The organism is Sorangiineae bacterium MSr11954 (assembly GCA_037157815.1).
Classification (GTDB): domain Bacteria; phylum Myxococcota_A; class Polyangia; order Polyangiales; family Polyangiaceae; genus Pendulispora; species Pendulispora albinea.
Genome location: CP089984.1, coordinates 5,114,843 through 5,138,416, shown reverse-complemented (window position 1 = coordinate 5,138,416; position 23,574 = coordinate 5,114,843). Strand labels below are relative to the sequence as shown.

The following is a 23,574-nucleotide window of genomic DNA, read 5'->3' as shown; positions in this document are numbered from 1 at the left end:
CCGCCCGCCGCCCCGGCAGCGACCGCACCTACCGCAGCTTGGAGACCGGCACCACCGGCACCACGATGCTCGAGGGGTGGCTCGGATCGTTGTAGACGGTCATCGTTCCGATGGGGCTCTGGAGCTGGATCTGCTCGCCCACCGGGACGCCTTGCGGCGCGTTGCTGGGGCCGATGGCCACGCGCAAACGATGGCCGGCCTCGAGCAGCGCGGCGGTGGGGAAGACCTCGACCGACAGCTTCATGATCTCGCCCGGCACCACCGGCTGCGCCGACGCCGCGGTGTACGGATGCCAGGGCTGGATCATCTGCCCGTCCAAGGTGCGCGAGCGCGACGCATCGACCTGGCGGAACTGATCGTTCAGGAGCCCGTTGCTGAGCGGCGTGGCATTGCCGAAGATGTCCACGTCGTCGACGCGCACCGAGATGGAACCGCCCTTCTCCGAGGTCGACGCCCAGATGTCGGCCTGCAGCGGGCCGTTGATGTACATGTCCTGCTGCAGCACCGGTGTCTCGTAGACCAGGTTGAACAGCTCGGTGAGGTTGTCCTGGTGGAAGCACGGTATCGGCAGGAGGCTCAGCGCCCCCAAGGTCCACTGCGAGGTGCTGATGGAGCAGATGCCGTTCAGCGGGTACTGCACGAGCTTGCGCGGATCGTTCTTCTCGAAGGGCGAGTCGGTGGGCGCGGCCGCGGTGAGCTGCTTGTTGCCGTGCAGGTAATAGCGCTCGGCGTGCGCATCGGGGTGCGGCCAGTCGGTGGCGGTGGCCATATGCCCGTAGCCGAGCACGTCCTGGGTCACGTTGGGGAGGGTGTCGGCGCCCACGTGGAGGCCCTTCACGTACTGATCGAACCAACGCAGCTGGATGCGGTCGAAGATGGGAACGCCGTCGCCCGTCATCCTCAGGTTGAGCGCCATCTCGGCGTGGGTCCCCGAGCCCACCAGCATCTTCGTGGGCGCGTTGTGCTTGATGCCCTCGTACATCAGCGGCATGCCGCGCTGCCAGATGTCGTGCGCCGTCGTGACGATGAAGGTGGGCACCTTGATCGCATCGGTGGCCTCCACCGGCGATCGCCCCGCGAAGAAGGCGCCGTCGTAGACGAGCGCGGGATCCCCCAACACGGCGCTCACGAACTTCGGCACTTGGAAATCGGTGAGGGCGTTGGTCAGGTGCTGCAAGGTGAGGGGGAGGGCGGTGGCCGGGTTCGTGAGCACCTGCGGGTTGATGGCCGACACCAAGGTCGTGAGCGAGAACCACGTGCTGAAGAAGAGCAAATTGCCCTGCCCGCCGGTGATGGCGACATCCCGGTACGTATCGCCGCCCGCGCCCTCGGAGATCACCGCTTTGACGGCGGGGTGCCCCGTTTGCGCGAAGAGAAAGGCGTGAATCCCCACGTCGGAGATGCCGGCGACCCCGATGCTCCCGTTGCTCCAAGGCTGCGCGACGATCCAGTCGAGCACCCGCTCGTCGTCGTCGGCCTGATGATCCGGATCGAAGGCGCGCCACACGCCCTCCGAGTTGCCGGTCCCGCGCCCATCGACGGACACGTTCACATAGCCATGCTTCACCATGTACGGGTCGTACGCCCCAATCACCGAGCCAAGCCACGACAGGCCCGGCACCACCGGCTGCAGCGCGTCCGACGCGACGGTGGCCAGCGCCGCGTTGTAATCGGTCTCCTGCAAGACCACCGGCAGCGGCCCCGAAATCGGTTTGCCCCCGATGTCGGCCGGCAAGGTCACGAGCACCGCCAGCTTCACGCCGTCGGCCATCGGGATGTACTGCGTCGGCAAGGTGACCGTGCGCGGGTAGAGCGACGGCGGATCGTAGTCGCTCCACGAGCCGCCCGGGGTGGTGGTGATGGGCGCACTGGGCGCACGCGTCTTGCCCCGCGTCCCATTGGTCGTCCAACCCGCCCCCGCCGCGCTCGGGGTTCCCGCGCTAGGATTTGGGTGGGGTTCTATCGCACTTTGAAGGGTATTGCCTTCCGTATTGGCGTCATTTTGACATCCAATGAGCGCCAACGCCGCCAGGCCCGTGGGTATGAAACGTCGCATCAACGGACACCTCCTTCACCTTCCAGCCGAATTTCCTGCCAGCCGAGCCATGTTGACCGACTTCGTTTCGGGACGCGAAGGACCGCGCAGGAGGGCGAGCGCAATCACCAGCCTTTTGAGCGCGATGGGCAGTTTGCCTTATCGCGCCAGCGCGGCGCGTATTTATGCACCGCGCGGGCGCGCCGCCCCTACAAATTCGACCCCTTGGGAAACCGCAACAAGTCTTCCCACTCGCACACCATGTTGTCGTCGGTGACGATCTGCGCGGCCGCCGTTCGCGCCAGAAGCGCATCCCGCCGCTCCAGCGCATAAAAGGCGTATTCGCGCTCGTCCAAGCTCTTACCCAGCGCGAGCAACCGCGAAAGCACATCGCGCTGGTGCGGCTCGTTCAAGTCGAGCGCCGGCAACCCATCGATGACCACCTCGCGCAGCGCCCGTTCCCAGCGCACCGGATCGAAGCCAAGGGGCGAATCGCTCACGGCCACGAAGTTGATCACGCGCATCGCATGCGGAAAAACGGTGGCCGCCGTGCGCTGCACGTCCTCCGACGACGTGGTGTTGAAGTAGTGAACCCCCCCGGGGAGCAGGTGCGCGCGCGCCAGCTCCAGAAACTCCACCGAGAGCAGGTTCGTGATGTGCGCGCGAAAGTGGTACGTCGCGTTCATCACGATGAAGTCGAATTTGCGCTCGGGGTGGCGCAGCAGCCACCGCCGGCCGTCGTCGATCACGATGTCGACCTTGGGGTTCGACAGCAAGCTCTTGACCTGCGGCTGCCGCCCGATCAGCTCCAAGTAGCCCGGGTTGATCTCGACGATGGTCAGGTGCTCGACCCCCGGCAGGTGCGACACCACGTGCGCCCACGAGCCGGACGAGAGCCCGATCATGAGCACCTGCTTCGGCTGCGGATGGAGCGCCGCCACCGCGAACGCGCGCTCGATGACGTTCTTGTCGTCCACCAGCGAGACATTGAAGGCCCCGTCGTACGCGCCGCCGCCGAAGACCTGCTGGTACGGGTTGACCGCGATCACCCCGTGCCGGTTCTCCACCACCTCGACGAAGGCCTGCTCCGGGCTATACAACTCCTTATAGAGCAGCCGCTCGTACAGATGATCGAACAGCACCGGCGACGCGGCCACCGCGCCCGCGCCCGCGAGCACCACCGCCCCCAACCCCGCGGATAGCGCGGCCTTGGTCGGGCGGCTCGCCAGAGAGCTCGCCATCAAGAGGAGGGCCACCATGGCCAGCCCCACGAACCCGAGAAAGATGCTGATGACCGGGGTCGACCACGCATCCATCAACACGAACCCGGTGAGGAAGCTCCCGCCCGCCGAGCCGATGATGTTTGCAAGATACACGTAAGACAGCCGCTGCCCCGCGCGGTCATCGGCCGGAATGCCAAAGTGCGCCACCAGCGGGAGCACGGCGCCGAGGAGCCCCGCGGAGAGCGCCACCACGCCAAAGGCCGGAAACCAGGTGGCGTGCGCCAAACGCGCCAAGGTGGGGATGACCAGAAATCCGACGACGTCGGAGAAAAACACGAACCATGCGAGCGCGCGCAAGGCGCCGGCCGACTCCGTATCGCGGCAAAAACGGCGGCTGCCGAACGAGCCCAGGGCGACGCCGAACAAGTAGCAGCCGAGCAGGAGCCCGAAGACGGTGGGCCGGCTCCAGCTCACGAACGAGAAGGCGCGGTACCAGAGGATCTCGTACGAGAGCGCGATGAAGCCCGCCATCAGGGCCACGGCGAGGGTGAGCGGAAAACGAACGCGGGTGCCCATCACGCCATCACCCTCGCGCCCTTCTTTTCGCCCTTCGCGCTCTTCTTTTCACGCGCGTGCACGACGAAGGCCGTCAGCGCCGCGGCGAGGTTCAACGCGACGGCCGCGTGCACGGCGGAGAGCTGCCCAAAGCGCGGGAGGAGCACCAGCACGGCCACGATGGACGCGAACGCGGAGCCCAGCGTGTTGATGAAGTAGAGCAGCCCCACCGACTGCCCGACGTTCTTCGAACGCCGTGTGAAGTGGGCGACGAGCAAGGGCAGGGTGGAGCCCATCAGCATGGTGGGCGCAAGAATGAGGAGGAAGGTAACGAACGCCACGGCAGCCGGCGAGAGCGCCAGGGTGATCTGTCCCACCGCGCGAAACAGCGGAAGGGACACGGCGCCAAACACGCCGATGGAGGCCTCGACCAGCGCGAACAAGAGCACCACCGGGCGCCGCGCGTCCTTGGAGATGGCGCCGCCCGCCAGGCTGCCGAGCCCGAGTCCCAGCATGAACGCGGTGACCACAACCGTCACCGACTCGATGTTGATCCCGTAAATAGCGAAGAGCGTCCGCTGCCAGACGACTTGGTAGACGAGGGCTGCAAAGCCCGACACGAAAAAAAGGAGAGAGAGTAGCCGCATCGATCGACCTTGTTTTTGACTTGGAACGAAACGGCACGGTAAACTTTTCGAACGTTCCGCCGCATGCGAAAAGCGCGGATCCTTTGGAGAAACGCAGCGCGAGAGCTACCCGAGCACCGAACATGTCGATTCCTTTCGGCTTCCCGCGGAATTCCATCGCAGCGCCGCGTGGTTCCTCGTCACCGTGTGCGGTGATCTGAGCGATGGACTTACGCGTCATCGGTTGCCACGGAGGCGAGACGCCGCACCACCGCACGAGCGCCTTCTTGCTCGATGAGCGGGTCGCCATCGACGCCGGATCGCTCACGAGCGGCATGGATCTCCCGGCGCAGTGCCGTCTCGAGGCCGTGCTCGTCAGCCACGCCCACCTCGATCACATCCGCGATTTGGCCACGATCGCCGACAACCGCGCGCAGAACGGCTGTGAGCCCCTGCTCGTCTGCGGCATCAAACCGACCATCGAGCTTTTGCGGAAGCACTTCTTCAACGGAAAACTTTGGCCCGATTTCACCAAGATCCCCGAGGCTACCAAGCCCACGATCGCGTATCGGGTGCTCAAGCCCGAGGTGCCCACCGACGTGGTCGGCCTCACCGTGCGCGCCATCTTGGTGAGCCACACCATCGACTGCAGCGCCTTCGTCATCGCGGGCCGCGATGGCTCCATCGCCTACAGCGGCGATACGGGGCCGACCCAGCGGTTTTGGGAGGTGCTCAACGAGGTGCCCGACTTGCGAGCCCTGCTGATGGAGGTGAGCTTTCCCAATTCCCAGCAAACGCTCGCGACCGTCAGCGGTCACCACACGCCCCAGACCCTGGGCCCGGAGCTTTTGAAGTATAAAAACTCAAAAGATCTCGCAACGTTGCTCTATCACATGAAACCTACTTTCCAGGGTGAAGTGGAGCGTGAGTGCGCCAAGCTCAAAGGCTTGAACCTCACGGTCCTCAACCTGGGCGACCAGTTCATTCTCTGAGCCACGTCGGTTCGGTCTTTGCTCACGGTCTTTGCTCGAGCAGCCCATGCGAGTGCTCCAGCGAGTTTTCTTCACTTGCGATTGAACGCGCCAGGTATCAAACGTTGGGGCTTACGTGATCACCGCGAACCCCCAAGGCCTACCTGGCCAGCCCTCAGGCCCACTCGGCAACCAAGACCCGATGTCCTCAATCCCCGCACGCTCCTTCGAGAATGAAGCCATTCCCGGCCTGGAGGAGGATGAAGTCGCTACCCGCGTCGTTCGTGAAGAACTGAAGCTCCTTGCCACCGTTCAAGATGCGCTCGGCTCGGGCGCCAGCGCCAACATGTCCGCCCTCCGTGGACGCGAGCTGGACGATGCGCGCCTGCTCGAGCTGCGGGAGGATGTCGCGGTCGCCAAGCCCGAGGATCTGCCGGCCCTCTTCGAGCAGATGCACCACCTGGGCTCGCTGCGCGCGCAGCGTGGAAAGGGTGTCGCCGGCTCGGTGGACGCCAAGAACCCCTACTTCGGCCATCTGCGCCTCGAAGAGGGGGGAAAGCGGCGCGATATTCTGATCGGCGCCAAGTCGTACGTGGACTCGAGCTCGGGGATCAAGATCGTCGACTGGCGGCAGGCCCCCGTGAGCCGCATCTATTATCGGTACCGCGAGGGGGACGACTACGAGGAGACGCTCGGCGGTCGCCCGGTCGAGGGCATGGTGCTCGCCCGCCGCGGGGTGGCCATCTCCGACGGCAAGCTGGTTCGCGTGAGCTCGCCGCAAGGCACGTTCGTCTGTGGCGACGATGGGCGCTGGAAGCGCCTCGATGCGTTCTCGGCCCGTCTGCGCACCGAGCGCCCGGCGAAGTCGGACCCGGCGCAGGCCGATGGAAAGTCGCAACGGCACGCACCGGGCGACAAGCATTTGCCGGCCATCGCCTCCATGCTCGACGCGGCGCAGTTCGAGCTGATCACGCGCCCGGGCGCGGGGCTCATCGCCATTCAAGGCAGCGCCGGCAGCGGCAAGACCACGGTGGGCTTGCACCGGATCGCGTACCTGGCCTTCGCCGATCCGCAGCGCTTTCGCGCCGACCGCATGATGGTCGTGGTGCCGCACGAGGCGCTCATGCACTTCGTGGCCCGCGTGCTCCCGTCGCTCGGGGTGGAAGGGGTGCCCATCTCCACCTTCCCGCGCTTTGCGCGCCGCCTGCTCCCCGAGCTCTTCCCGAAGCTCCCGCACCACTACCACGACGACACGCCGCCCGTGGTGCTGCGCGCCAAGAACCACCCGGCCATGCTCCGGGCCATCCACACGTACGTGGAGCGCCTGCACGAGGAGCTCGATCAGCGGGTGGAGCGCACCATGGAAAAATGGCCCTCCGGCCACAACGTGGTCACCGCGTGGAAGGCCACGCGCTGGACCGGCGCCCCCGCCTCTTCGTCCTCGGGGGACGCGCGCGGCGGCCGCGACGAGGTGGTGCCCGATCAACGCGTGACCACCTTTGCCCAGTGGCTCGCGGGCAAGCGCGCGCTCGATGGCGCGGGCAACGCGTCCACCTTGCCGGCGGTCACGCGCGGCGCGATCGAGCGGCTCGGGCAGGAGCTGCGGACGCGGGCGCGCGCGGTGATGGCCGCGTGGGACGAGATCCTGACGTCGCGCGAGCTCCTGACCGAGACGTTCCGAGGCTCGAAGGACTTCGGCTCCGCGCAGCTCGATCGCGTGCACGAGTGGTGCGTGCGGCAAGCGCGCGTCCGCGCCGAGGGCGAGCGCGATGGCGAGACGGCCTCCATCGACCACGAAGACGTGCCGATCCTCTTGCGCCTCTGGCAGGTGATGCGCGGGCCGCTCTCGGGCCCCGATGGCTCGCCCATCCGCATGGCGCACCTGTTCATCGACGAGGTGCAGGATCACAGCCCCCTCGAGCTCCGGGTCTTGCTCGATCTGGCCACCAAAGACCGCTCGATCACCCTGGCGGGCGACAGCGCGCAGCGCATGCTCGACGACGACGACACCCGCGGCGAGTTCGATTGGAAGGGGCTGCTCGCCGAGCTGGGCATGGCGGCCACCACCTTGGAGCCGCTCAAGGTCAGCTACCGCTCCACGGCGGAGATCACCACGTTCGCGCGCGGGGTGCTCGGGCCGTATGCGCACGAGGCCGAGCCCATCACCACCCGTCGCGGTCCGCCGGTCGAGCTCTTTACGTTTGCCTCGGTGGGCGAGTCGGTCGCGTTCTTGGCCGATGCGCTCAAGCAGCTGGCGCAGGACGAGCCGTACGCCAACGTGGCGCTCGTCGCCCGCTTTCCGCAGCAGGCCGACGTCATCTACGAGGGGCTGGAGCGCGCGGAGGTGCCGCGGGTGCGGCGGGTCGCCAAGCAGGACTTCAGCTGGGAGCCCGGCTTCGACGTCACCGACGTGCGCCAGACCAAGGGCCTCGAGTTCGACGAGGTCATCCTGCTCGAGACCACCGCCACCTCGTACCCCGAGACCTCGCAAGCGCGCCACGCCCTGTATGTCGGCGCCACGCGCGCGGCGCATCAACTCTGGTGCATCGCCAGCGACAAACCGTCGCCGGTGGTCACGGCCGCGCTCGAAACGGCACCGGCCGAGCTGGCCGTCGATGGCGGCCTCGGGAACAGCGGCGCCGCGAGCAACGGCGCAGGCTAGGGTGCTGTCCCCGATCCGGGGAATCCGACCTACCTCCAAGACTCGATTCAGTAAAACGGCGCCCGACGTGTCGGTTGGGGGGGCCTGTCGTCAGACGTCGGCATGGATGTTACGATGGTAGGTTTGCCTCGAGCTTTCGAACGCTTGCGGGAGCGTGCTATCGTCCAACGTAGATCTCGGCGCAACGTAAACCGCTAGATTCACGACGGCCGCGAGGCCGATGCAACCCGAAGGGTGCTACTGGCCGTACGAACACAAGATGAATTCGAGCATGACGGCGCCAACCTCCAACCGAACGAGCACGGCATCCCCTCCCGTAGCTGGGAAGTACCGCCTCATTTTCGAGCTCGGGCGCGGGGGGATGGCCGATGTGATGCTTGCGGTCATCCAGGGGCCAGGCGGTTTCAATAAGCTGCAGGTGCTGAAGCTCTTGCGTCAGGAGCTCGCGGCCGAGCCCGAGTTCTGCACGATGTTCCTCGAGGAGGCGCGGCTCTCGGCGCGCATCAACCACCCCAATGTGGCGCAGACCAACGAGGTCGGCTTCGACGGCGAGCGGTATTTCATCGCCATGGAGTACCTCGAAGGGCAGAGCCTCGACGAGGTGATGCGCCGCGCCCGTTCCCGGGGTGTCCCGTTGCCGCTGGCTGTGGTGCTGCGCGCCATGTGCGACGCGTGCGGCGGGCTGCACTATGCGCACGAGCTCAAGGACTTCGACGGCACGCCCCTGCATGTCATTCACCGGGACGTCTCGCCGCAGAACGTCTTCGTGACCTACGACGGCATCACCAAGCTCCTCGACTTCGGCATCGCCAAGGCCAGCGACTCGAACATTCGAACCCAGGCCGGCACCATCAAGGGCAAGATCGCGTACATGGCGCCCGAGCAGCTGCTCGGTGTCTCGCACATCGATCGGCGCGCCGACATTTTCTCCGTGGGCTCCGTGCTCTGGCGATCCATCACCGGAAAGCGGATGTGGGCGGGCGCCTCGGAGATGGAAATCCTCCAGAGCCTGGCCAACCACAAGATCCCCGAGCCGATTCCGCTCCCGGGCATCCCCGAGGAGCTCGTCCGCATTTGCCGCAAGGCCATCTCGGCGAACCCGAACGATCGCTACCCGACGGCGCTCGCGCTCAAAGCGGAGCTCGAGCACTTGCTCGCCACCTTGCCCGGCAACAGCCACTCGGACGTCTCCACGTTCCTCAACGATCTCTTCGCCGAGCGCCGTCAGGAGATCGCGCAGGCCATCGAGGCGCGGCTGTCCACCGCGGAGTCGCCCGGCATCACCGCCACGCGATCGCTCCCGCGCCTCGGGCCCAACAACACCACCACCGGCTCCCTGCCCTCGGCGAGCCTGCTCGATATGGGCACGAGCGGCAACTACGCCGCCATGCCCAACACCGATGTCTCCATCGTGGCACCCAGCGCGCCCCAGCGACACTGGGGCATCGTGGCGGCGGTGCTGGTGGCCGGCGGTCTGGTGGCCGCGGCCTTGGTCGCGCGCCCCCGCGGCGAGACCAACACACCGACCACCTCGCCCGTCGCCTCGGCGCCGACCACGGTATCGGCGGCGCCCGCGAAGCTCGAGACGGAAATCGAGTTCGATATCAGCCCCGCGAACGCGGTCGTCTTCATCGACGATGTCCCCGTCGCGGGCAGGCCACCCCGCGGCACCTACCCGCGCGACGGCAAAGAGCACATCGTGCGCGTGCAGGCCGAGGGCTACGCGTCCAAGACGCAGGAGGTGACATTCGACATCGCCAACCTCCGCCTCCCCCTGTCGCTCGAGAAGGAGCACCGCTCTTCGGCGCCGGTCTGGCGTCCCAGCGGGGGAGGGGGCAAGCGCGCATCCTCCGGCACGGCGCCCGCCGCACCGCCGCCCTCGTCCGCGCCCGCCGCACCGCCCCCGTCGGAGACGGCGCCGCCTCCGCAGAAGCCGGCCCGCCCTGGGGTCGATACGATCGACAAAGACGATCCCTGGAAGAAATAGTCGCGGCGTCCGCGCGGCGCGCTCGTAAGCTCTCCTACGAAGGAGGCTCCATGCGCACCGGCGGCTGTCAATGCGGACAAATTCGATATGCGATCACCGGCGAGGCCCTCGCCCTGTACGTCTGCCATTGCCTGGAGTGTCAAAAGCAATCGGCGTCGGCCTTCAGCGTCTCGCTCCAAGTGCAGAGCGCGGGCTTCCGCCTCACGCAGGGGGAGCCCAAGGAGTGGACGCGCGACACCGATAGCGGCAACCGCCTGGTGTGCGCGTTCTGCCCCAACTGCGGCTCTCGCCTGTTCCATCGGCCCGCGGCCGCCGACGGCGAGGCGCTGGTCGGGAACGCATGGCCGGGCGATACGATGACCGTCAAAGCCGGCTCGCTCGACGAACCCGTCGACCTCCGCCCGGCCACGCATATTTGGGTCTCGCGGAAGCTGCCCGGCGTGGAGATCCCCGAGGGCGCCGCGCAGTTCCCCGAAGAACCGGCGTGATCCCGTACCCGTTCCCCGCGTGACCTCGGGTTGGGCTTGCACGTTGCTAGGATGTTGCCGGGGCAACGGATGCGCGCGAGCTCGCTCCGCCGAGGGCGGCGCGCATGCGGCGGACGATGTCGCGGAGCTCGCGCTCGTCGCGGTTGGCGAACCCCATGCGGAGCGTGGGGCGGGGGCGGGCGTGGAAGTCGAAGGCGCGGCCGGTCAGGAACGAGGCCTCGTGCGCCACGGCGCGCTGGGCCCAAAGGTCGACGTCGATCTCGGGGGTGACGCGGAGCCATAGGGTCATGCCGCCGGCGGGCACATCGAAGGAGACGACGCCGTCGAGATCGCGGCGGAGGGCTCCCACCAAGGCGTCGCGGCGTGCTTCGTAGATGCGGCGCATCTTGCGCGCGTGGCGCTGCAAGAGGCCGTCCTCGATCAGCTCGCAGATGGCCCGGTCCATGGCCGGGTTGCCGCGATCCAGGCGGGAGCGCCGGACCGCGAGCTCCTCGATGAGCGGGCGCGGACCGGTGACGAAACCGAGGCGCACCCCGGGGGCGAGGATCTTCGACAGGGTGCCGAGGTAGATGACCACCCCGGCGTCGTCGCCGCTGGCGAGGGGCCAGAGCGGGCGGCCGGCGTAGTGGAACTCGAAGTCGTAGTCGTCCTCCACGATGGCGATGCGCCGCGCGCGTGCGAGGGCGAGCAGCGCCATGCGTCGCGCCGGTGCCATGGTGACGGTGGTCGGAAATTGATGGTGCGGCGTGGTGTAGACGATGCGCAGCGGGCGCTCGTTCGCCAGCGCCTCCAGCGCATCGACCCGCATGCCGCCTTCGTCGACGGCCACCGGAACGAGCTCGGCCCCCGCCAGGCGAAACGCGTCCCACGCCGGGGGATAGCCCGGGTTCTCCACCGCCACCGCATCGCCCGGGCGCACCAGCGCGCGCGCCACCAGATCGAGCGCCATCTGGCTCCCGCTGGTGACGAGAACGTCGTCCTCGTTCGCCAGAAGGCCGCGCGCGTCCGACAGCAGCTCGGCGAGCGCGCGGCGCAGCCGAACATCGCCCTGGCGCGTGCCATACGCGAGGGCCGAGCCGCCCTTGGCCCGCAGCGCCCTCCGAAAACCGCGCGCCAGGAGATCGACGGGCAGCAAGCGCAGATCCGGACCGCCGCTACCGGGGAGCATCGCACGCGCCCCGAGCTCGGCCAGATCCTGCGACAGGACCGCGCGCTCCAGATCGAACCCCGGCGCGCCATTCGTCCGCGCGCGCACCGGCGCCTTGGACGAGGCGCCGGTCGGCGACGAGACGCCCGACGACGAGGCGCCCGACGACGAGACGCCCCTCGACGAGACGCCCCTCGACGAAGCGACCGAGGACGCAGCAGACCACGATGCGGCCGACGAGGCAGCCGGCGACGACGCCGAGAAGGCGAGCGCCTCGGACACCCGCAAGCTGCGCTGCGTGGAGACGATCCAGCCGCCATCTTGCAGATCCCGGTAGCTCGCGAGCACCGTATTGCGGTGCACGCCCAAGGTGCGGGCGAGGCTCCGCGATCCGGGCAAAACCGCGCCCGGCCGCAGCCTTCCGCGGCGGATGTCGGCGACGATGGCCTGCGCGATCTGCAGAAAAAGGGGGGTTGCCGAGGCTGCATCGAGCGCAACGGGAAAGACCCAAGGGCGCGCCATGGTCCAACCAATATGTCAAAAGTGGATCTTTTGCCTAGACCAGGCAGACCACACTGTTGGCGGTGAAACCAACGGTGGAGAAAGTCATGCAAGTCAGCCAACGCGATTCGAAGAGCCCCCCCGACCGCTACGCATCCCTGGGCCAGCCCGCGCAAGCCCTGCTCCGTTTCGGGATAGGCACCGCGTTCTTGTCGGCCGTGGCCGACCGATTCGGGCTCTATGGCCCGCCGGGCGCACCGGGCGTCGGGTGGGGCGACTTCGCGCACTTCACGGAGTACACGCACACGCTCACCTGGTGGGTGCCTTCGGCGCTCACACCGCTGCTCGCGTGGCTCGCCACCTTGGGCGAGATTGTCTTCGGCGTGATGCTGCTCGTGGGGCTGCGCACGCGGGAGGCCGCCCTCGGCAGCGCCGCGCTCCTCACGTCGTTCGCGCTGTCCATGACCTTCTCGGCCCGGGGCATCCACAGCGCATTCAGCTACTCCGTCTTCTCGGCCGCGGGCGGCGCGCTCCTCCTCGCCACCTTCCGCGACCCCTCATGGTCGCTCGACGCCCTGCTGCAACGCACGTCGCGCGACCACGGTCCGTCCCATGATGATGCCCACGCGTCAGCGCGTTAGAAGGCGACGCAGATGATCTCGTCGGTGCGGAGCACCGATTCTTGCTCGAACTGCTGCTTGTAGTTCGTCCGCAGCTCCTCGAGCTTCTGCGAGGTGCCCCGGGAGCCGTTGTGGTAGACGATGAGCATCTTCGACGGCTCCTTGATGATCTGGCCCGTCGACATTTGATACTGGCCCTTCACGTCGATCACGCTGAAGCCGTCGGGGAAGCGCGGGGTGATCTGCGCGTCCACGAAGCCCGCGAACTGCGCCTCGGGGATCGGAGTGCCCTTGCGATCGAGCCCGAAGACGAGCTGGGTCGACACCATGGGCACGGAACCCTGGGGCGCGGTGCGAACGTCGCAGCGGTGCTTGGAGAGGTCCTCTTCCAAGCCCCCTTGGGTGCTCGGATCGGGGTTGCTCGATGCAGCGCACCCGCCGAGAAGAGCGAGTGAACATGCGGTGGTAATGGCAAAGAGGCTTTTCATCATGGGTATAGGTTCCCCTTCGGCGGATTAAGGTTGCGGAGGTGTGTAGCCACAAGCGTCCTTATCGAACGTCCCGTCGACATTCTTGGTGCCAACTCGGTAAACGAGCGCCGACGATGTCGAGTCGCCGCTGGCGGTCAGGCACGCGAGCGGAATGTCGGCGGCCACGTCGCCCGTCTTCAGGTCGAAGTCGAGCGGCCCGGAGGCCCCGCTGATGTTGACCGTGCCGCCGTTGCTCAGGGTGGCGAGCGCTTGCCCCATCTGCCTTCGATAGAGCGGCGCCGCGTCGCCGTTGACCAGCTTCTTCATGGCCTGCGCGATGTCTCGCCCCGTCACCTTGCCCGAGCGATTGCCGCTGCTGGCGCTGGTGATGGCGTAGCCGAGGATGTAAACCGAGTCGTAGGTGCCGGCCAGGCCGAAGTAATTGATCTTCCCCTTGGCGTCCGCCGCTTGCCCGGGCTGGTAAAGCCGGTCCATCGTCGCGTTGTAGCTGTCGCGGAAGAACGAGAAGATCTCGTTCTCGACCGCCGTGAGGTTGGGCGAGGCATAGAGCGCGCGGGTGTTCAGCTTGGGGTCCACGGTGCTGCCCTTGACGATCTCGGGCAAGGCCTGCACGGCCACGCCCTCCGTGGATACGTAGTACGGGCGGGGTTGGTTCCGCGTGCTGGGCAATTCGCCCCACAGCCGCTCCGTCTCTTTGATGGTGTCCGCCGACTCCGACAAACCGAACGTCAGAATGATGTGGGGAGCAAAATCCCGAATCTGCGCCGAGATGTCGGTCGGGGTGGGACTGCCCACCGTCGTACCGTAATTGAACTCACGGTATTGTTCGCCCCGGATGGCATTGAACGCGTCGGTCGCCTTGAAGATGGCATTCAGCCCTTCGCCGTACGCGTCTCCCCGGAACAGATTGAGGATCTTCACCTGCCCCGCAGGCACGTTCTTCGGCGCCTTGTGGAGCCCGGGGATCAGCCTTTGCTGCAGGTAGGCTGCGATGGCCGCCGCCTGAAAGCGATCCGAGGGGGCCGTGCGCCAGAGCAGGCCATTTTCGGGCGAGTCGCCCGCCGGATAATCTTGCAGCAAGCTTAGATTTTCGGCGGTGGCCGAGGGTGAAATCGTAAAGACACCGCCCGGGATGGTGCGCTCGGTCGCCATGGCCAAGGTGGTGCTCGTCGAGGGCGTTCCGATGACGGCCGACACGCCCACGGTGTTCACCAGGTGGTCGGCGGCGCGCAGCACGGTCCGATTCTCGTCCGAGTCCTCCGCGCTCTTGTCGTCGCACATGATGGCCACCAGCGGCCGGCGGCGCCCGTTGGTCCCTGCCGCGGGGGGCAGACCCTTCGACTCCTTGTCGAAATCGTCGAGCGCCGTCCGGACGGCGCCCTCGAAGGGGATGTACCCACCGTTGTCGCCGTACGCGCCGGTCAGCGAGATCACCGCGCCGATGTAAACGGCGTTGTCATCCAAGTACCCCTGATCGTTGGTGCCGCCAAAGACGCGCGGGCACTCGGGGGTCACCAGCGGTTGGCAGGTCGCGTCGCTCCTGCGGCAGAAACGCTTCCCACTGAACTTGGTGCAATCTTGATTCGTCGAGCACTGATCGGTGGTCTTGCCCAAAAGCGCCGTACACGCCGTGTTGGACGCGGCGAAGGCGCTGAGGGCGAGGCTCAAGAGCGCGACGACAACGGGCGGCTTTGGCCTTCTTGGCGAGGTATGGAGCATGGGTCGTCCCCCCGCGCGCGGCATGGTGCTCATCGATGGAAGCCTTATGTGGTGTAACAGGAAGAGGTTCAGGCGTCGAGCTCGCCCGAGCTCGTTCTCGTCCGATCGAGAGGCACATTGCGCCCGATCAAACTCAATCGAGATCGAACGAGATCGATCGGATTAGAATTGTCCGACCAGGCTGACGCCGCCCGGGGTCAAACGCGCTGTCGTAGTGGATTTTTCCGACTTATGCAGCGTGAGGTAGAGAGATATACCACCCATGATGACGGCCGACGCGGTTAGGACATCGGCCGCGATCGAGAACGCCTTCGTCTTGTCGCGCGCGCTGTCGATATCGGGGCGCGAGGAGTCTTCGCGTTCGACGAGGGCGTTTTGGTCGGAGTTGGCCTTGAGCGCGAGGACGCCGGTGACGATGGCGCCCGCCGCGAGCCCGCCGGTGATACCCCAGGCCCAGTAGGGCACCTTGTGCGGCTCCTCGCGCGTCTCCGTGGCGGCTTTGGGGAGGTCGACCAGCTCGAGGGAGACCGTTTGGACGTCCGAGCCGGCGAAGACGACCGACTTGGTGGCCGGGAACATGCCGCTCTTGGAGGCTGCGATCCTGCGCCGGCCCGGGTTGACCAGGACCTTCTGCGAGAGCGGGGTCTGTCCCACTGGAACATCGTCCACCGTGATGGACGCGCCGGGGATGTTGGTGGAGATGGTGACCGTGGCGATGTTGGGCCGTAGGTCTTGAATCTCTTTGTTGACGGCGACGCGGCGCTCTTCGGGCACCTCGTCCCCGCCGTCCGACAGATAGCGCTCGAAAGCCTTTAGCGCCTCGACATAGTCATTCTGCTTTTTGTAGCAGAGGCCGATGTTGTAGAGGATGCGGTAGCTCGGCGCGAGCTCGTACGCGCGCTCGAATTCGACGCGCGCCGCGATGATGTTGCCTTCGTCGTAGAGTTTCAGCCCGCGGCTGTATCGGGTGCGCGCTTCTTCCATGCGCGGACTCATCCAGGCGGGGGTGCCTTGCGGGCCACCGGGCGGTTTGCCGGCCGGAGAGCCTTGAGGGGTAGGCGGCGTTGCCTGCTGAGCAAACGCAGGAAGCGAGGCCGACTGCGTGATCGTGAGCAAAACGGCGAGTGCGAGACGGCAGTGCCTCATGAAGCGCATCTTTCCTACGGCGCGATCGCTTCGTCAACTCACAAGTGCGCACGATCCGGCGCCTGCGCAGAGTCGACTACACGCTCGGCACCAAGGCGGAATGACGTCGAATGGCGATGATTGGGAGTGCGATTCACATTTTCTTCACTGGCCTGTTGCGACCGAGACGTTCGTGTGCCGCGGCCAACTGATCGCTCGCCGCCGCGGCCAGGGTCGATAGGTCGAGGGCGAGGCAGAAGCCGGCGATGATCTCGGCCAGGCGCTCGGCGTGGCCATCGCCGAGGCACCCCATCAGCTGCAGCATTTCGCGCTGCCGTGGCAGATGCGTGCCGCCACCGACCGTCCCCACCACGAGGCTCGGCAAGAGGATGCTGGCGTAGATGCCGTGCGGCGCGCTCTGAATGGAGAGCAGCGCGCCCGAGGACTCGTGCACGCACGCGATGTCCTGCCCGGTGGCCGCGAAGATGGCGGTGACCGCGTTGCTGGCGTTGATGTTGTAGAGCGATCCCGCTTGGAACGAGCCGCTCATGCTGTGCTCGTGCGCGAGCATCAGGCGCTCGGGGGTCACCTTGAGCACCTCGCTCAAGACCTCGCGCGGCACATCGCAGTCGGCCACCACGCGGAAGCCGCGCCCGCGGAGCAGGGAGTGAAAGGAGAACTTCTTGTCGCCCGCCATATTGCCTTCGATCTCGAAGTGTTCGAGCTCGATGGTCTCGATGGCGCGCAGCTGCTCGAGCAGCCACCGGCACGCGTGCCAGGTGGTATGCGTGGTCATGTTCTGACCCGCAGCGTCGCCGGTGCTGTATTGAAATACGACATGCGCAATGCGCCCGAGCACATACGGCTCCACGGAGATGAGCTTTGCGTGCTCGGAGAATTTGCGCACCTCGGCCGAGAGAGGCTCGAATTGGGCCTCGATCCATTGCACGAAGGCCGCGGCGCTGGCCACATTTCGAAATCGGAACGCGGGCGCGCGCACCATGCGCTGATGCAGCACGCGCGTGGTCACCCCGCCCGCGCGCGACAGGGCGGTGGCGCCGCGCGTCGCCGAGGCCACCAGCGCGCCCTCGGTGGTCGCGAAGGGCGCGAAAATGATGCCCGTGGCGCACGCCCCTTGAAAGAGGAGCGGGCCGGCCAGACCGACGGGGATTTCAATCCCGCCGATCAGCGATTCGATGTTGTTGGCGAGGCTCGATGCGGCGAGGGATGTCTCCTGCATATGGTCGAGGGGGGCTCCGGTGATCCTCCGCGCGAACTCCAGCCGCTCGAGCCGAGCCTCTTCGGTCGAAATGCCGCGCGCGGGGACCTTGGGTAGGTCGTGGTCGATGTGTTCTTTGCTCATAGGCTCCATCGCTTGAGGTGCGTGGTCTCCAAAGAAAGGAATCGACTCCTGTAGTATCAAGCTCTTGCCCCATTGCGTGGGCCTGCCGCACAATCGCGAAAAGGCGAGGGGGCCTCATGGGCGATCTGTTCGATGACACGGCCGTGCATGGCGAGGCAGGCGAGGCTGGTACGGCTGGCACGTACAGCGGTCACGTTACGAGCGATTGGTCCGTCTTTGGCCCCAACGGGGGTTACCTTGCCGCCATCGCCTTACGTGCAGCCGGAATGGCGAGTGGGCTCGAACGGCCCGCTCGGTTCAATTGCCACTTTCTCGGCCCGGTGCTGGTCGGCCCCGTACGGCTCGCCGTGCGCCGCGCCTTTGGCGGCAAACGCGCCGAGTCGCTGCACGTGTCGATGACGCAGCAAGAGCGCCCCGTCCTCGAGGCGTCCGTGTGGGCCGTGGGGGAGCGCGCCGCGGTCGACCTCGACGATCGCGATGTCCGTTCGATGCCCGAGAGCCCGCCCATCGAAACCCTGCCGGAGTGGGATTTGGGCGCCATGCCCATCCCGCCCTCGCCGCGCATCACCTTGTGGACGCACCTCGAGCAGCGCTTGATTGGTTGGCAAGGATGGCACGAGCCCGGCGAGCCGCAGCTCGATGGCTGGTACCGCTTTCGCCCGCGCCCCGTTCTGCCGAATGCATTTGCCGACGCCGCGCGCGCGCTCATTGCCATTTACGTGGGCACCTGGCTGGCCGCGATGAACCCGCACATCCGGCGCGCTCCGATCATCGCGCCGGCCATGGCGCTCGGCGCGCGCTTTTACCATCCGGCGAGCACCGAGTGGCTTCGCTGCCTGGCGCGTTCGGACATCGCGCTTGGCGGGTTAATCGACGGCGCGGCCACGGTTTGGACCCGCGATGGGGACCAGGTCGCCCAGGGCGATTGCCAAATGCTTTATCGCACCAGCGGCCCGCTCGCTCCGGGTGCAAACCCGTGAACCCGCTCGGCAACCCACACCTGGAGGCCCGCGCCGACGCGGAGACGGAGGACGAGCCGGCGCCGCTTGGATTTGCGCAGCAGTACCTCTGGTTTTTGCTGCAATATCCCGACAGCGGCCCCGCGCGGTTCAATGGCAATCTGGCGTTCGAGATCACCGGACCCCTCGACGTGGACCGGCTGGGGAAAGCGCTCGCCCTCCTCGAGGAGCGCCACGAGCCGCTCCGCACCTGCCTTCGTCTGGTGAAGGGGCAGCCAAGGCAAATCGTCGAAAAGCCAAGGACCGGCACCTTGATCGCGACGGATCTTTCGAGCCTCCCCGATGCCGCGCGCGCGCTCGCGCTCGATGACGCCATTCGCAGCGAGGTGGAGCTCCCGCTCGACTTCGTCCGTGGCCCCGTGCATCGCACCCGCCTTTTGCGTCTGGGCGCCGAGCACCACGTCCTTTTGTGGACCACCAATCATGTGAACGTCGATTTTTGGTCGTACCGCAACTTTATTGGGGAGTTGCGTGCCCTCTATACCGCCTTAATAGAGGAGGACACCCCCGCGCGGCCTGTGTTGCAGCATTTGCCGCCTTTGCCCGTTCGCTTTGCCGAGGTGGCGCGCGCCCAGCGCGCGCGGATCGCGCCGGATGACCGCAGGGTCGCATTCTGGCGCACGTACCTCGAGGGCGCTACGTGCTACCAACCGCCCCATCGCCAACCGCGCAGCACCCGCCCATCGCCGGAGCAAACGCGATGGGTTCGCGTCGAAAAAGAATTGGCGGAGCGGGTGGCTAGGTCGAGCCGTGCGCTCGGTTGCACCCGATTTTCCATGGTGCTCGCCGCGTTGGCGCTCGTAGCTCAACGATGGTCTGGCGCCACCGACATCGTGACCTTGGTCGCTTCCGCCCATCGAACGACGCAAACGAAGTCGTTGATTGGCTCCTTTGCCGATATGTTGCCGGTGCGCGTCCGCCTGTTGCCCGGTGTGCAAACACGCTCCGATGTCGTTCGCGCAACGCAGTCATCGATTCGCCGGGCGTTGATTCACGAGTTACCATTGCGGCGTATCGAGGAGGCCACCGGACAAACCTATCGGTTCACATTTGGCATTACCGACCATGTTCCTTTTTACGATTGCGAGGGCCAAGCCCCGGACCATCCGCGAGCCATGCTTTCGGCGCGCTGGCCCGACGCCGCCGAAATCGCCTGCAAGCCGCTGATCGCGCCGCCGTTGGCGACCTCGGGTAGCCCGGGAAGCGCGAACCGCTCGGGAAGGGCGGGGACCTTGGAGAGCGCTTTTTTGCGCGTCTTCGCATTTCCCATGCGCATGTACCGAATGGATCTTCTGTTCGCCGTGGAGCGGGATTTGCTTCTTTGTACCTATCAACCGGACTTATTTACGGCGGAAACGATCGACTACGCTTTAGGTTGGCTCCTGGAGGCGCTCGACGAGATTTCGGCGGAAAGTCGGTAATGCGTTTGCCAGTCGCGGGCGCGACTGATATCCGTTATCGAAATGAGCTTTCTTCGCCGTGCTTCGGTCCTGACCCGCGCGGGCGTCGTCGCCGCGTCCACCGTCGCCGCCCTCGCGTCTTTGGCGGGCGTGCTGGCCGGCGCGTCGACGGGCTGCACCATCGTCTACAAGACGGATAAGGAGCAGTGCTTCAACGACGGGGACTGCTCGAAGTTTGGCGGCTTCTACTGCCGTAAGGACCTGGGGGTCTGCGAGCCGAAGGCGGGCTACTGCACCACCAACGCTGAGTGCATCGAGCGAAATCCGGACGCGCCGCACATTTGCCGCAAGGACCAAAATCGCTGCGTCAAGCTGGTGATACCCACCTGCAACGGCATCATCGGCGACATCAATGAGTTGAAGAAGGACGACACGGTCGTTCTCGGGTTCGTCAACAACTACGTCAATCCGACTTACGCGCCCATCGGTGTCGCCCAACGCAACGCCGTGCAGCTCGCGTTGCAAGATCTGATGAAGAACACGCCCGGCTTACCTCCGCGTAAGGAAGGGGAGAAGAACCGGGGGCTCGTGTGGGTGAGCTGCGATGGAACGTCGGGGCCGCTCGCGGACACGTTCAATTTCTTGATCGACGAGGTCAAGGTCCCCGCCATTCACGGCCCTGCCTTCAGCGGCGACGTCATCACCATTTCGGGCGCGAAGACCCTCTCGAGCAAGACGCTCATCATTTCTCCCTCCGCCGGATCGGCCGCCATCTCCTCCATCGCCAGCCGCGATCCGCGCCTCATTTGGCGCACGGTTCCGAGCGACGCGCTCAACGCCAAGGTTATTTCCACCGTGGTTCCAAACACGGTGGAGCCCGAGCTCAAGGGCTCGGGCGGCACGGTGAAGCCCGGAACCGCCATGAAGGTGGCCGTGGTCCACAAAGGGGATGCGTTCGGGCTCGCGCTCCGGGATAGCTTTTTCCAGCAGCTCCGGTTCAACGGGCTCTCCGCGGCCGACAACCTCGCCAATGGGAACTACCAGGCCGTGACCTACGGCGAGCCGGGGGCTCCCAACGCCGAAGCGGCGTACGCGCGGGCCGTCTCGGAGGTGCTCAGCGCGTCGAAGCTCGCGCACTTGATCATTTTCGTGGGCACGGCCGAGCTCATCCCTAAAGTCTTCGAGCAGATCGAGCGAGGTTGGTCCCCGACGGCGGAGTACCGGCCCAAGTACATGTTTGCAACGGCGGCCGCCAAGACGAGCGACCTTCTGGATCGCGTTTATCCGGGGCGAGGACCGAGCTACATCGGGACCCCCAACCTGCGCGCGCGGATCATCGGCACCGAGGCGGGCACCCAGAGCACCCTCTTTCGGCAGTTTCAATCCAACTACGGGAGCTCCTTCGGCCAAGACGCCGCGGTCCCGGGCTTTTACGCGGCCGCGGCCTACGATGCGGCCTACCTTCTCACCTACGCCGTGGCGGCGGTGGGATCCGCGCCGCTCAACGGAGAGAACATCGCCCGAGGCTTGGAGCGGCTCGTCCCCGATGGCCTTGCGATCAACGTGGGCGACACCAGCGCCTTCAACGCCGGCTTCTTCGAGCTGAGCCAGGGCCGCCATATCAACCTCACCGGGGCCACGGGGCCGCTCGATTTCAACATCACCACCGGCGACGCCGACACGGACATGCAGGTCTGGTGCATGCCCTCGGCCGCCGCCAGCTTCGTATCGTCGGGCCTCTACTACAACTCGTCCACGGGCTCCGTCACCGGCAACTTCAACTGCCCGTGATGGCTCATTCCGCGTCCGCCGCCAACGCGATGGACGCGACAGGTGCGACAGGTGCGGCCTGCGCGATGGATGCGACGGGCGTGACAGATGCGACAGACGCGACGGGCGCCGGGCTTGCGACCAGGGGCAGCGCCCGGCGAGCCGGGGTGCGCGCTTCGTTTTCGGGCTTTGCCTCCACGATTTCGGGCCACACGGCCGGCGGCGGCGGGCCTTCGGCGGCGAGCTCGTGGCGGCAAGTTTGGATCAACTCGTCGACGATGCGCTTGGGGAGCTTGCGGTAGAGGAGCTTGTACGCGATGCGGATGTCCTCGTCCGTGTTGCCGATCCGCATCAAGTTCTTGGTGCACGTCTTCATGCGCTCGGGCGATTGCGCCTGGTCGACCCACGTCTTGAGCACATCGAAGTAGCGTTCGTCCTTCTTCATGAGGCCCGCGAAGCTGTGATACTCGCTGCCCGTGTCCTGGAATTGGAACTTGAGGCTCTCGTCCAGAGCCTTCTCCTTGGCCCGGAGCTTGGCGTAGGCCTCGGTGCCGGGGTACGGCTTCATCGAAAAGAGCATGGGGATGGTCGACGGCGGCATGCTGCACAAAAGATCGACGGTGGACTGCGCCTCCTCGATGGTCTCCGTGTCGATCCCCAGCATGCCCCAATAGATGACGGCCACGCCCTTTTGGTACGAGTACTCGATGACCCGTTTGACCTTGTCGATCTTGAGGTGCTTCTGGATCTGCTTCTGCAGCCGCGGCGACGCGGTCTCCACCGCGTACGCCAGCCACACCGCGCCCGCCTCCACCGCCGCGTCGATGAACTCCTTGTCGATCCGATCGCCGCGCAGCCCGTTCACGAAGTAGATACGGATGTTGCCGCCCATGTGGCTCTTGGAGAGCTTGCGGAAGAACTCGACGGCGCGCTCCTTCTGGAGGTTGAAGATGTCGTCGACCACGTAAAAGTCGCGGACGTTCCACTGGTCGTAGAGCCACGTGAACTCGGCGAGCAGGCTCTCGGGGCCCCGCTCCCGAAACTTCTTTCCAAAGAGCACATGGCAGAAGTCGCAGCGGTAGGGGCACCCGCGCGAGGTGTAGATCACGCCCTGGCGCCGGCGGTTGTAGCCGTAGCTCAATTGCGTGGCGTACTTGTCCATGTCGATGAGATCGTAGGCGGGGAAGGGGAGGGCCTCGAGCTCGCGCGAGTCCAAGAACGGCCGCTTGGGCGCGCGATGAACGACGCCGTCCCTTCGAACGGCGGTGCCCAGGATGCCGTCGAGCGGCTGCCCGCGCTGGAAGCGATCGAGGATCTCCGTGAAGGTGATCTCGCCCTCGTCGAGCACCGCGATGTCGATCTCCGGCAGGAGCCCCGCTTGCTCGTCGGACGACGCGTAGGGTCCTCCGGCCACGATGAGCGCGCTCGAGTTTTCGCGGGCGAGGCGCGCGACCTGGGCGAACTCTTTTTGGTAACGGGTCATCCCGCGGATGCCCACGACGTCCGGCCGCTCGCGACGGATGCACGCGGCGATCGATTCGGCGTCGTTATCGAAGTCGACCATCGTGTGGTAAATCTTGATGTCGAGCGCGTCGCCGAGCTTCGAGCGCGCGTAGGACGCGAGGTACATGAGGCCGAGCGGCAAGACGACTTGGTCCATCTCGTCGCGCGTCTTTTTGAGCCAGTAGCCCTGCGCGTCGAACAAAACGATCTTCGTTGGCATTCTCGGCCTCCCCGGCGTCCTCGAGCTCATGCTCTGGAGTCACGAGGTTACACCACGGCCACCGCGCAGCAACGTCCGATGCGCGCGAACGAACGCAATTGCGCGCTTGCGCGCGCACGTGGATGCGCACCGCCCGCACGAGCGTACCC

General features: G+C 66.2%; 17 protein-coding genes. 8 read left to right on the top strand and 9 right to left on the bottom strand.

Annotated elements, in window-relative coordinates; all coding sequences use genetic code 11:
* Positions 1-28 precede the first annotated feature (28 nt).
* The 3 genes from LZC94_20145 to LZC94_20135 form a co-directional block, all read right to left on the bottom strand.
* On the bottom strand, positions 29-2,056 hold the full coding sequence (locus LZC94_20145) for a CocE/NonD family hydrolase (protein ID WXB20220.1): 2,028 nt from the start codon (positions 2,054-2,056) through the stop codon (positions 29-31).
* Between the two features lie 188 nt (positions 2,057-2,244).
* On the bottom strand, positions 2,245-3,834 hold the full coding sequence (locus LZC94_20140) for a hypothetical protein (protein ID WXB20219.1): 1,590 nt from the start codon (positions 3,832-3,834) through the stop codon (positions 2,245-2,247).
* On the bottom strand, positions 3,834-4,460 hold the full coding sequence (locus LZC94_20135; protein ID WXB19525.1) for a hypothetical protein: 627 nt from the start codon (positions 4,458-4,460) through the stop codon (positions 3,834-3,836). Before LZC94_20135 ends, LZC94_20140 begins: the two co-directional genes overlap by 1 nt.
* A 203-nt stretch (positions 4,461-4,663) precedes the next feature.
* Here LZC94_20135 and LZC94_20130 point away from each other — a divergent pair, with 203 nt between their 5' ends.
* The 4 genes from LZC94_20130 to LZC94_20115 all read left to right on the top strand — a co-directional run bounded on the left by LZC94_20130 (position 4,664) and on the right by LZC94_20115 (position 10,547).
* The gene (locus LZC94_20130; GenBank protein ID WXB19524.1) at positions 4,664-5,431 is read left to right on the top strand and encodes a 3',5'-cyclic-nucleotide phosphodiesterase; all 768 of its coding nucleotides are present in this window, start codon (positions 4,664-4,666) and stop codon (positions 5,429-5,431) included.
* Between the two features lie 181 nt (positions 5,432-5,612).
* Positions 5,613-8,072, top strand: a complete 2,460-nt coding sequence (locus LZC94_20125) for an ATP-binding domain-containing protein (GenBank protein ID WXB19523.1) — start codon at positions 5,613-5,615, stop codon at positions 8,070-8,072.
* Positions 8,073-8,343: 271 nt separating this feature from the next.
* Entirely contained in the window at positions 8,344-10,059 is a 1,716-nt protein-coding gene (locus LZC94_20120; protein WXB19522.1) for a serine/threonine protein kinase, read from the top strand.
* Positions 10,060-10,109: 50 nt separating this feature from the next.
* A complete protein-coding gene (locus tag LZC94_20115) occupies positions 10,110-10,547 on the top strand; it encodes a GFA family protein (GenBank protein WXB19521.1) in 438 nt (145 codons plus the stop codon).
* Between the two features lie 46 nt (positions 10,548-10,593).
* On the opposite strand, the gene LZC94_20110 is transcribed toward LZC94_20115, so the two are convergent.
* Positions 10,594-12,216, bottom strand: coding sequence for a PLP-dependent aminotransferase family protein (locus LZC94_20110; GenBank protein ID WXB19520.1), 1,623 nt, complete (start codon positions 12,214-12,216; stop codon positions 10,594-10,596).
* An 86-nt stretch (positions 12,217-12,302) separates the two neighbouring features.
* Between LZC94_20110 and LZC94_20105 the strand changes: the two genes are divergently transcribed.
* Positions 12,303-12,836, top strand: a complete 534-nt coding sequence (locus LZC94_20105) for a DoxX family protein (GenBank protein WXB19519.1) — start codon at positions 12,303-12,305, stop codon at positions 12,834-12,836.
* On the opposite strand, the gene LZC94_20100 is transcribed toward LZC94_20105, so the two are convergent.
* The 4 genes from LZC94_20100 to LZC94_20085 all read right to left on the bottom strand — a co-directional run bounded on the left by LZC94_20100 (position 12,833) and on the right by LZC94_20085 (position 17,513).
* Positions 12,833-13,306 (bottom strand): DUF3574 domain-containing protein, encoded by a 474-nt coding sequence (locus LZC94_20100; GenBank protein WXB19518.1) that lies wholly within the window; start codon positions 13,304-13,306, stop codon positions 12,833-12,835. The two genes, LZC94_20105 and LZC94_20100, sit on opposite strands and share 4 nt — an antisense overlap.
* Positions 13,307-13,330: 24 nt before the next feature.
* Entirely contained in the window at positions 13,331-15,058 is a 1,728-nt protein-coding gene (locus LZC94_20095) for an ABC transporter substrate-binding protein (protein ID WXB19517.1), read from the bottom strand.
* A 129-nt stretch (positions 15,059-15,187) separates the two neighbouring features.
* Positions 15,188-16,021 (bottom strand): tetratricopeptide repeat protein, encoded by an 834-nt coding sequence (locus LZC94_20090; GenBank protein ID WXB19516.1) that lies wholly within the window; start codon positions 16,019-16,021, stop codon positions 15,188-15,190.
* A gap of 283 nt (positions 16,022-16,304) precedes the next feature.
* Positions 16,305-17,513 (bottom strand): hydroxymethylglutaryl-CoA reductase, encoded by a 1,209-nt coding sequence (locus LZC94_20085; GenBank protein ID WXB19515.1) that lies wholly within the window; start codon positions 17,511-17,513, stop codon positions 16,305-16,307.
* Between the two features lie 116 nt (positions 17,514-17,629).
* On the opposite strand from LZC94_20085, the gene LZC94_20080 reads away from it, so the two are divergent.
* Genes LZC94_20080 through LZC94_20070 form a run of 3 tightly spaced genes read left to right on the top strand, consistent with a single transcriptional unit; the run spans position 17,630 to position 21,723 of the window.
* Entirely contained in the window at positions 17,630-18,493 is an 864-nt protein-coding gene (locus LZC94_20080) for a thioesterase family protein (GenBank protein ID WXB19514.1), read from the top strand.
* Positions 18,490-19,953: a condensation domain-containing protein gene (locus LZC94_20075; protein WXB19513.1), complete on the top strand. Its 1,464-nt coding sequence runs from the start codon at positions 18,490-18,492 to the stop codon at positions 19,951-19,953. Before LZC94_20080 ends, LZC94_20075 begins: the two co-directional genes overlap by 4 nt.
* Positions 19,954-19,995: 42 nt before the next feature.
* Positions 19,996-21,723: a hypothetical protein gene (locus LZC94_20070; GenBank protein WXB19512.1), complete on the top strand. Its 1,728-nt coding sequence runs from the start codon at positions 19,996-19,998 to the stop codon at positions 21,721-21,723.
* A gap of 4 nt (positions 21,724-21,727) precedes the next feature.
* Here LZC94_20070 and LZC94_20065 read toward each other — a convergent pair whose 3' ends face one another.
* Positions 21,728-23,425, bottom strand: a complete 1,698-nt coding sequence (locus LZC94_20065) for a B12-binding domain-containing radical SAM protein (protein WXB19511.1) — start codon at positions 23,423-23,425, stop codon at positions 21,728-21,730.
* Positions 23,426-23,574: the final 149 nt, after the last annotated feature.

Bases quoted from the DNA above. Each gene is read 5' to 3' on its own strand.
- LZC94_20145 (WXB20220.1), bottom strand. From the start codon at position 2,056: ATGCGACGTTTCATACCCACGGGCCTGGCGGCGTTGGCGCTCATTGGA.
- LZC94_20140 (WXB20219.1), bottom strand. From the start codon at position 3,834: ATGGGCACCCGCGTTCGTTTTCCGCTCACCCTCGCCGTGGCCCTGATG.
- LZC94_20135 (WXB19525.1), bottom strand. From the start codon at position 4,460: ATGCGGCTACTCTCTCTCCTTTTTTTCGTGTCGGGCTTTGCAGCCCTC.
- LZC94_20130 (WXB19524.1), top strand. From the start codon at position 4,664: ATGGACTTACGCGTCATCGGTTGCCACGGAGGCGAGACGCCGCACCAC.
- LZC94_20125 (WXB19523.1), top strand. From the start codon at position 5,613: ATGTCCTCAATCCCCGCACGCTCCTTCGAGAATGAAGCCATTCCCGGC.
- LZC94_20120 (WXB19522.1), top strand. From the start codon at position 8,344: ATGACGGCGCCAACCTCCAACCGAACGAGCACGGCATCCCCTCCCGTA.
- LZC94_20115 (WXB19521.1), top strand. From the start codon at position 10,110: ATGCGCACCGGCGGCTGTCAATGCGGACAAATTCGATATGCGATCACC.
- LZC94_20110 (WXB19520.1), bottom strand. From the start codon at position 12,216: ATGGCGCGCCCTTGGGTCTTTCCCGTTGCGCTCGATGCAGCCTCGGCA.
- LZC94_20105 (WXB19519.1), top strand. From the start codon at position 12,303: ATGCAAGTCAGCCAACGCGATTCGAAGAGCCCCCCCGACCGCTACGCA.
- LZC94_20100 (WXB19518.1), bottom strand. From the start codon at position 13,306: ATGATGAAAAGCCTCTTTGCCATTACCACCGCATGTTCACTCGCTCTT.
- LZC94_20095 (WXB19517.1), bottom strand. From the start codon at position 15,058: ATGAGCACCATGCCGCGCGCGGGGGGACGACCCATGCTCCATACCTCG.
- LZC94_20090 (WXB19516.1), bottom strand. From the start codon at position 16,021: ATGAGTCCGCGCATGGAAGAAGCGCGCACCCGATACAGCCGCGGGCTG.
- LZC94_20085 (WXB19515.1), bottom strand. From the start codon at position 17,513: ATGAGCAAAGAACACATCGACCACGACCTACCCAAGGTCCCCGCGCGC.
- LZC94_20080 (WXB19514.1), top strand. From the start codon at position 17,630: ATGGGCGATCTGTTCGATGACACGGCCGTGCATGGCGAGGCAGGCGAG.
- LZC94_20070 (WXB19512.1), top strand. From the start codon at position 19,996: ATGAGCTTTCTTCGCCGTGCTTCGGTCCTGACCCGCGCGGGCGTCGTC.
- LZC94_20065 (WXB19511.1), bottom strand. From the start codon at position 23,425: ATGCCAACGAAGATCGTTTTGTTCGACGCGCAGGGCTACTGGCTCAAA.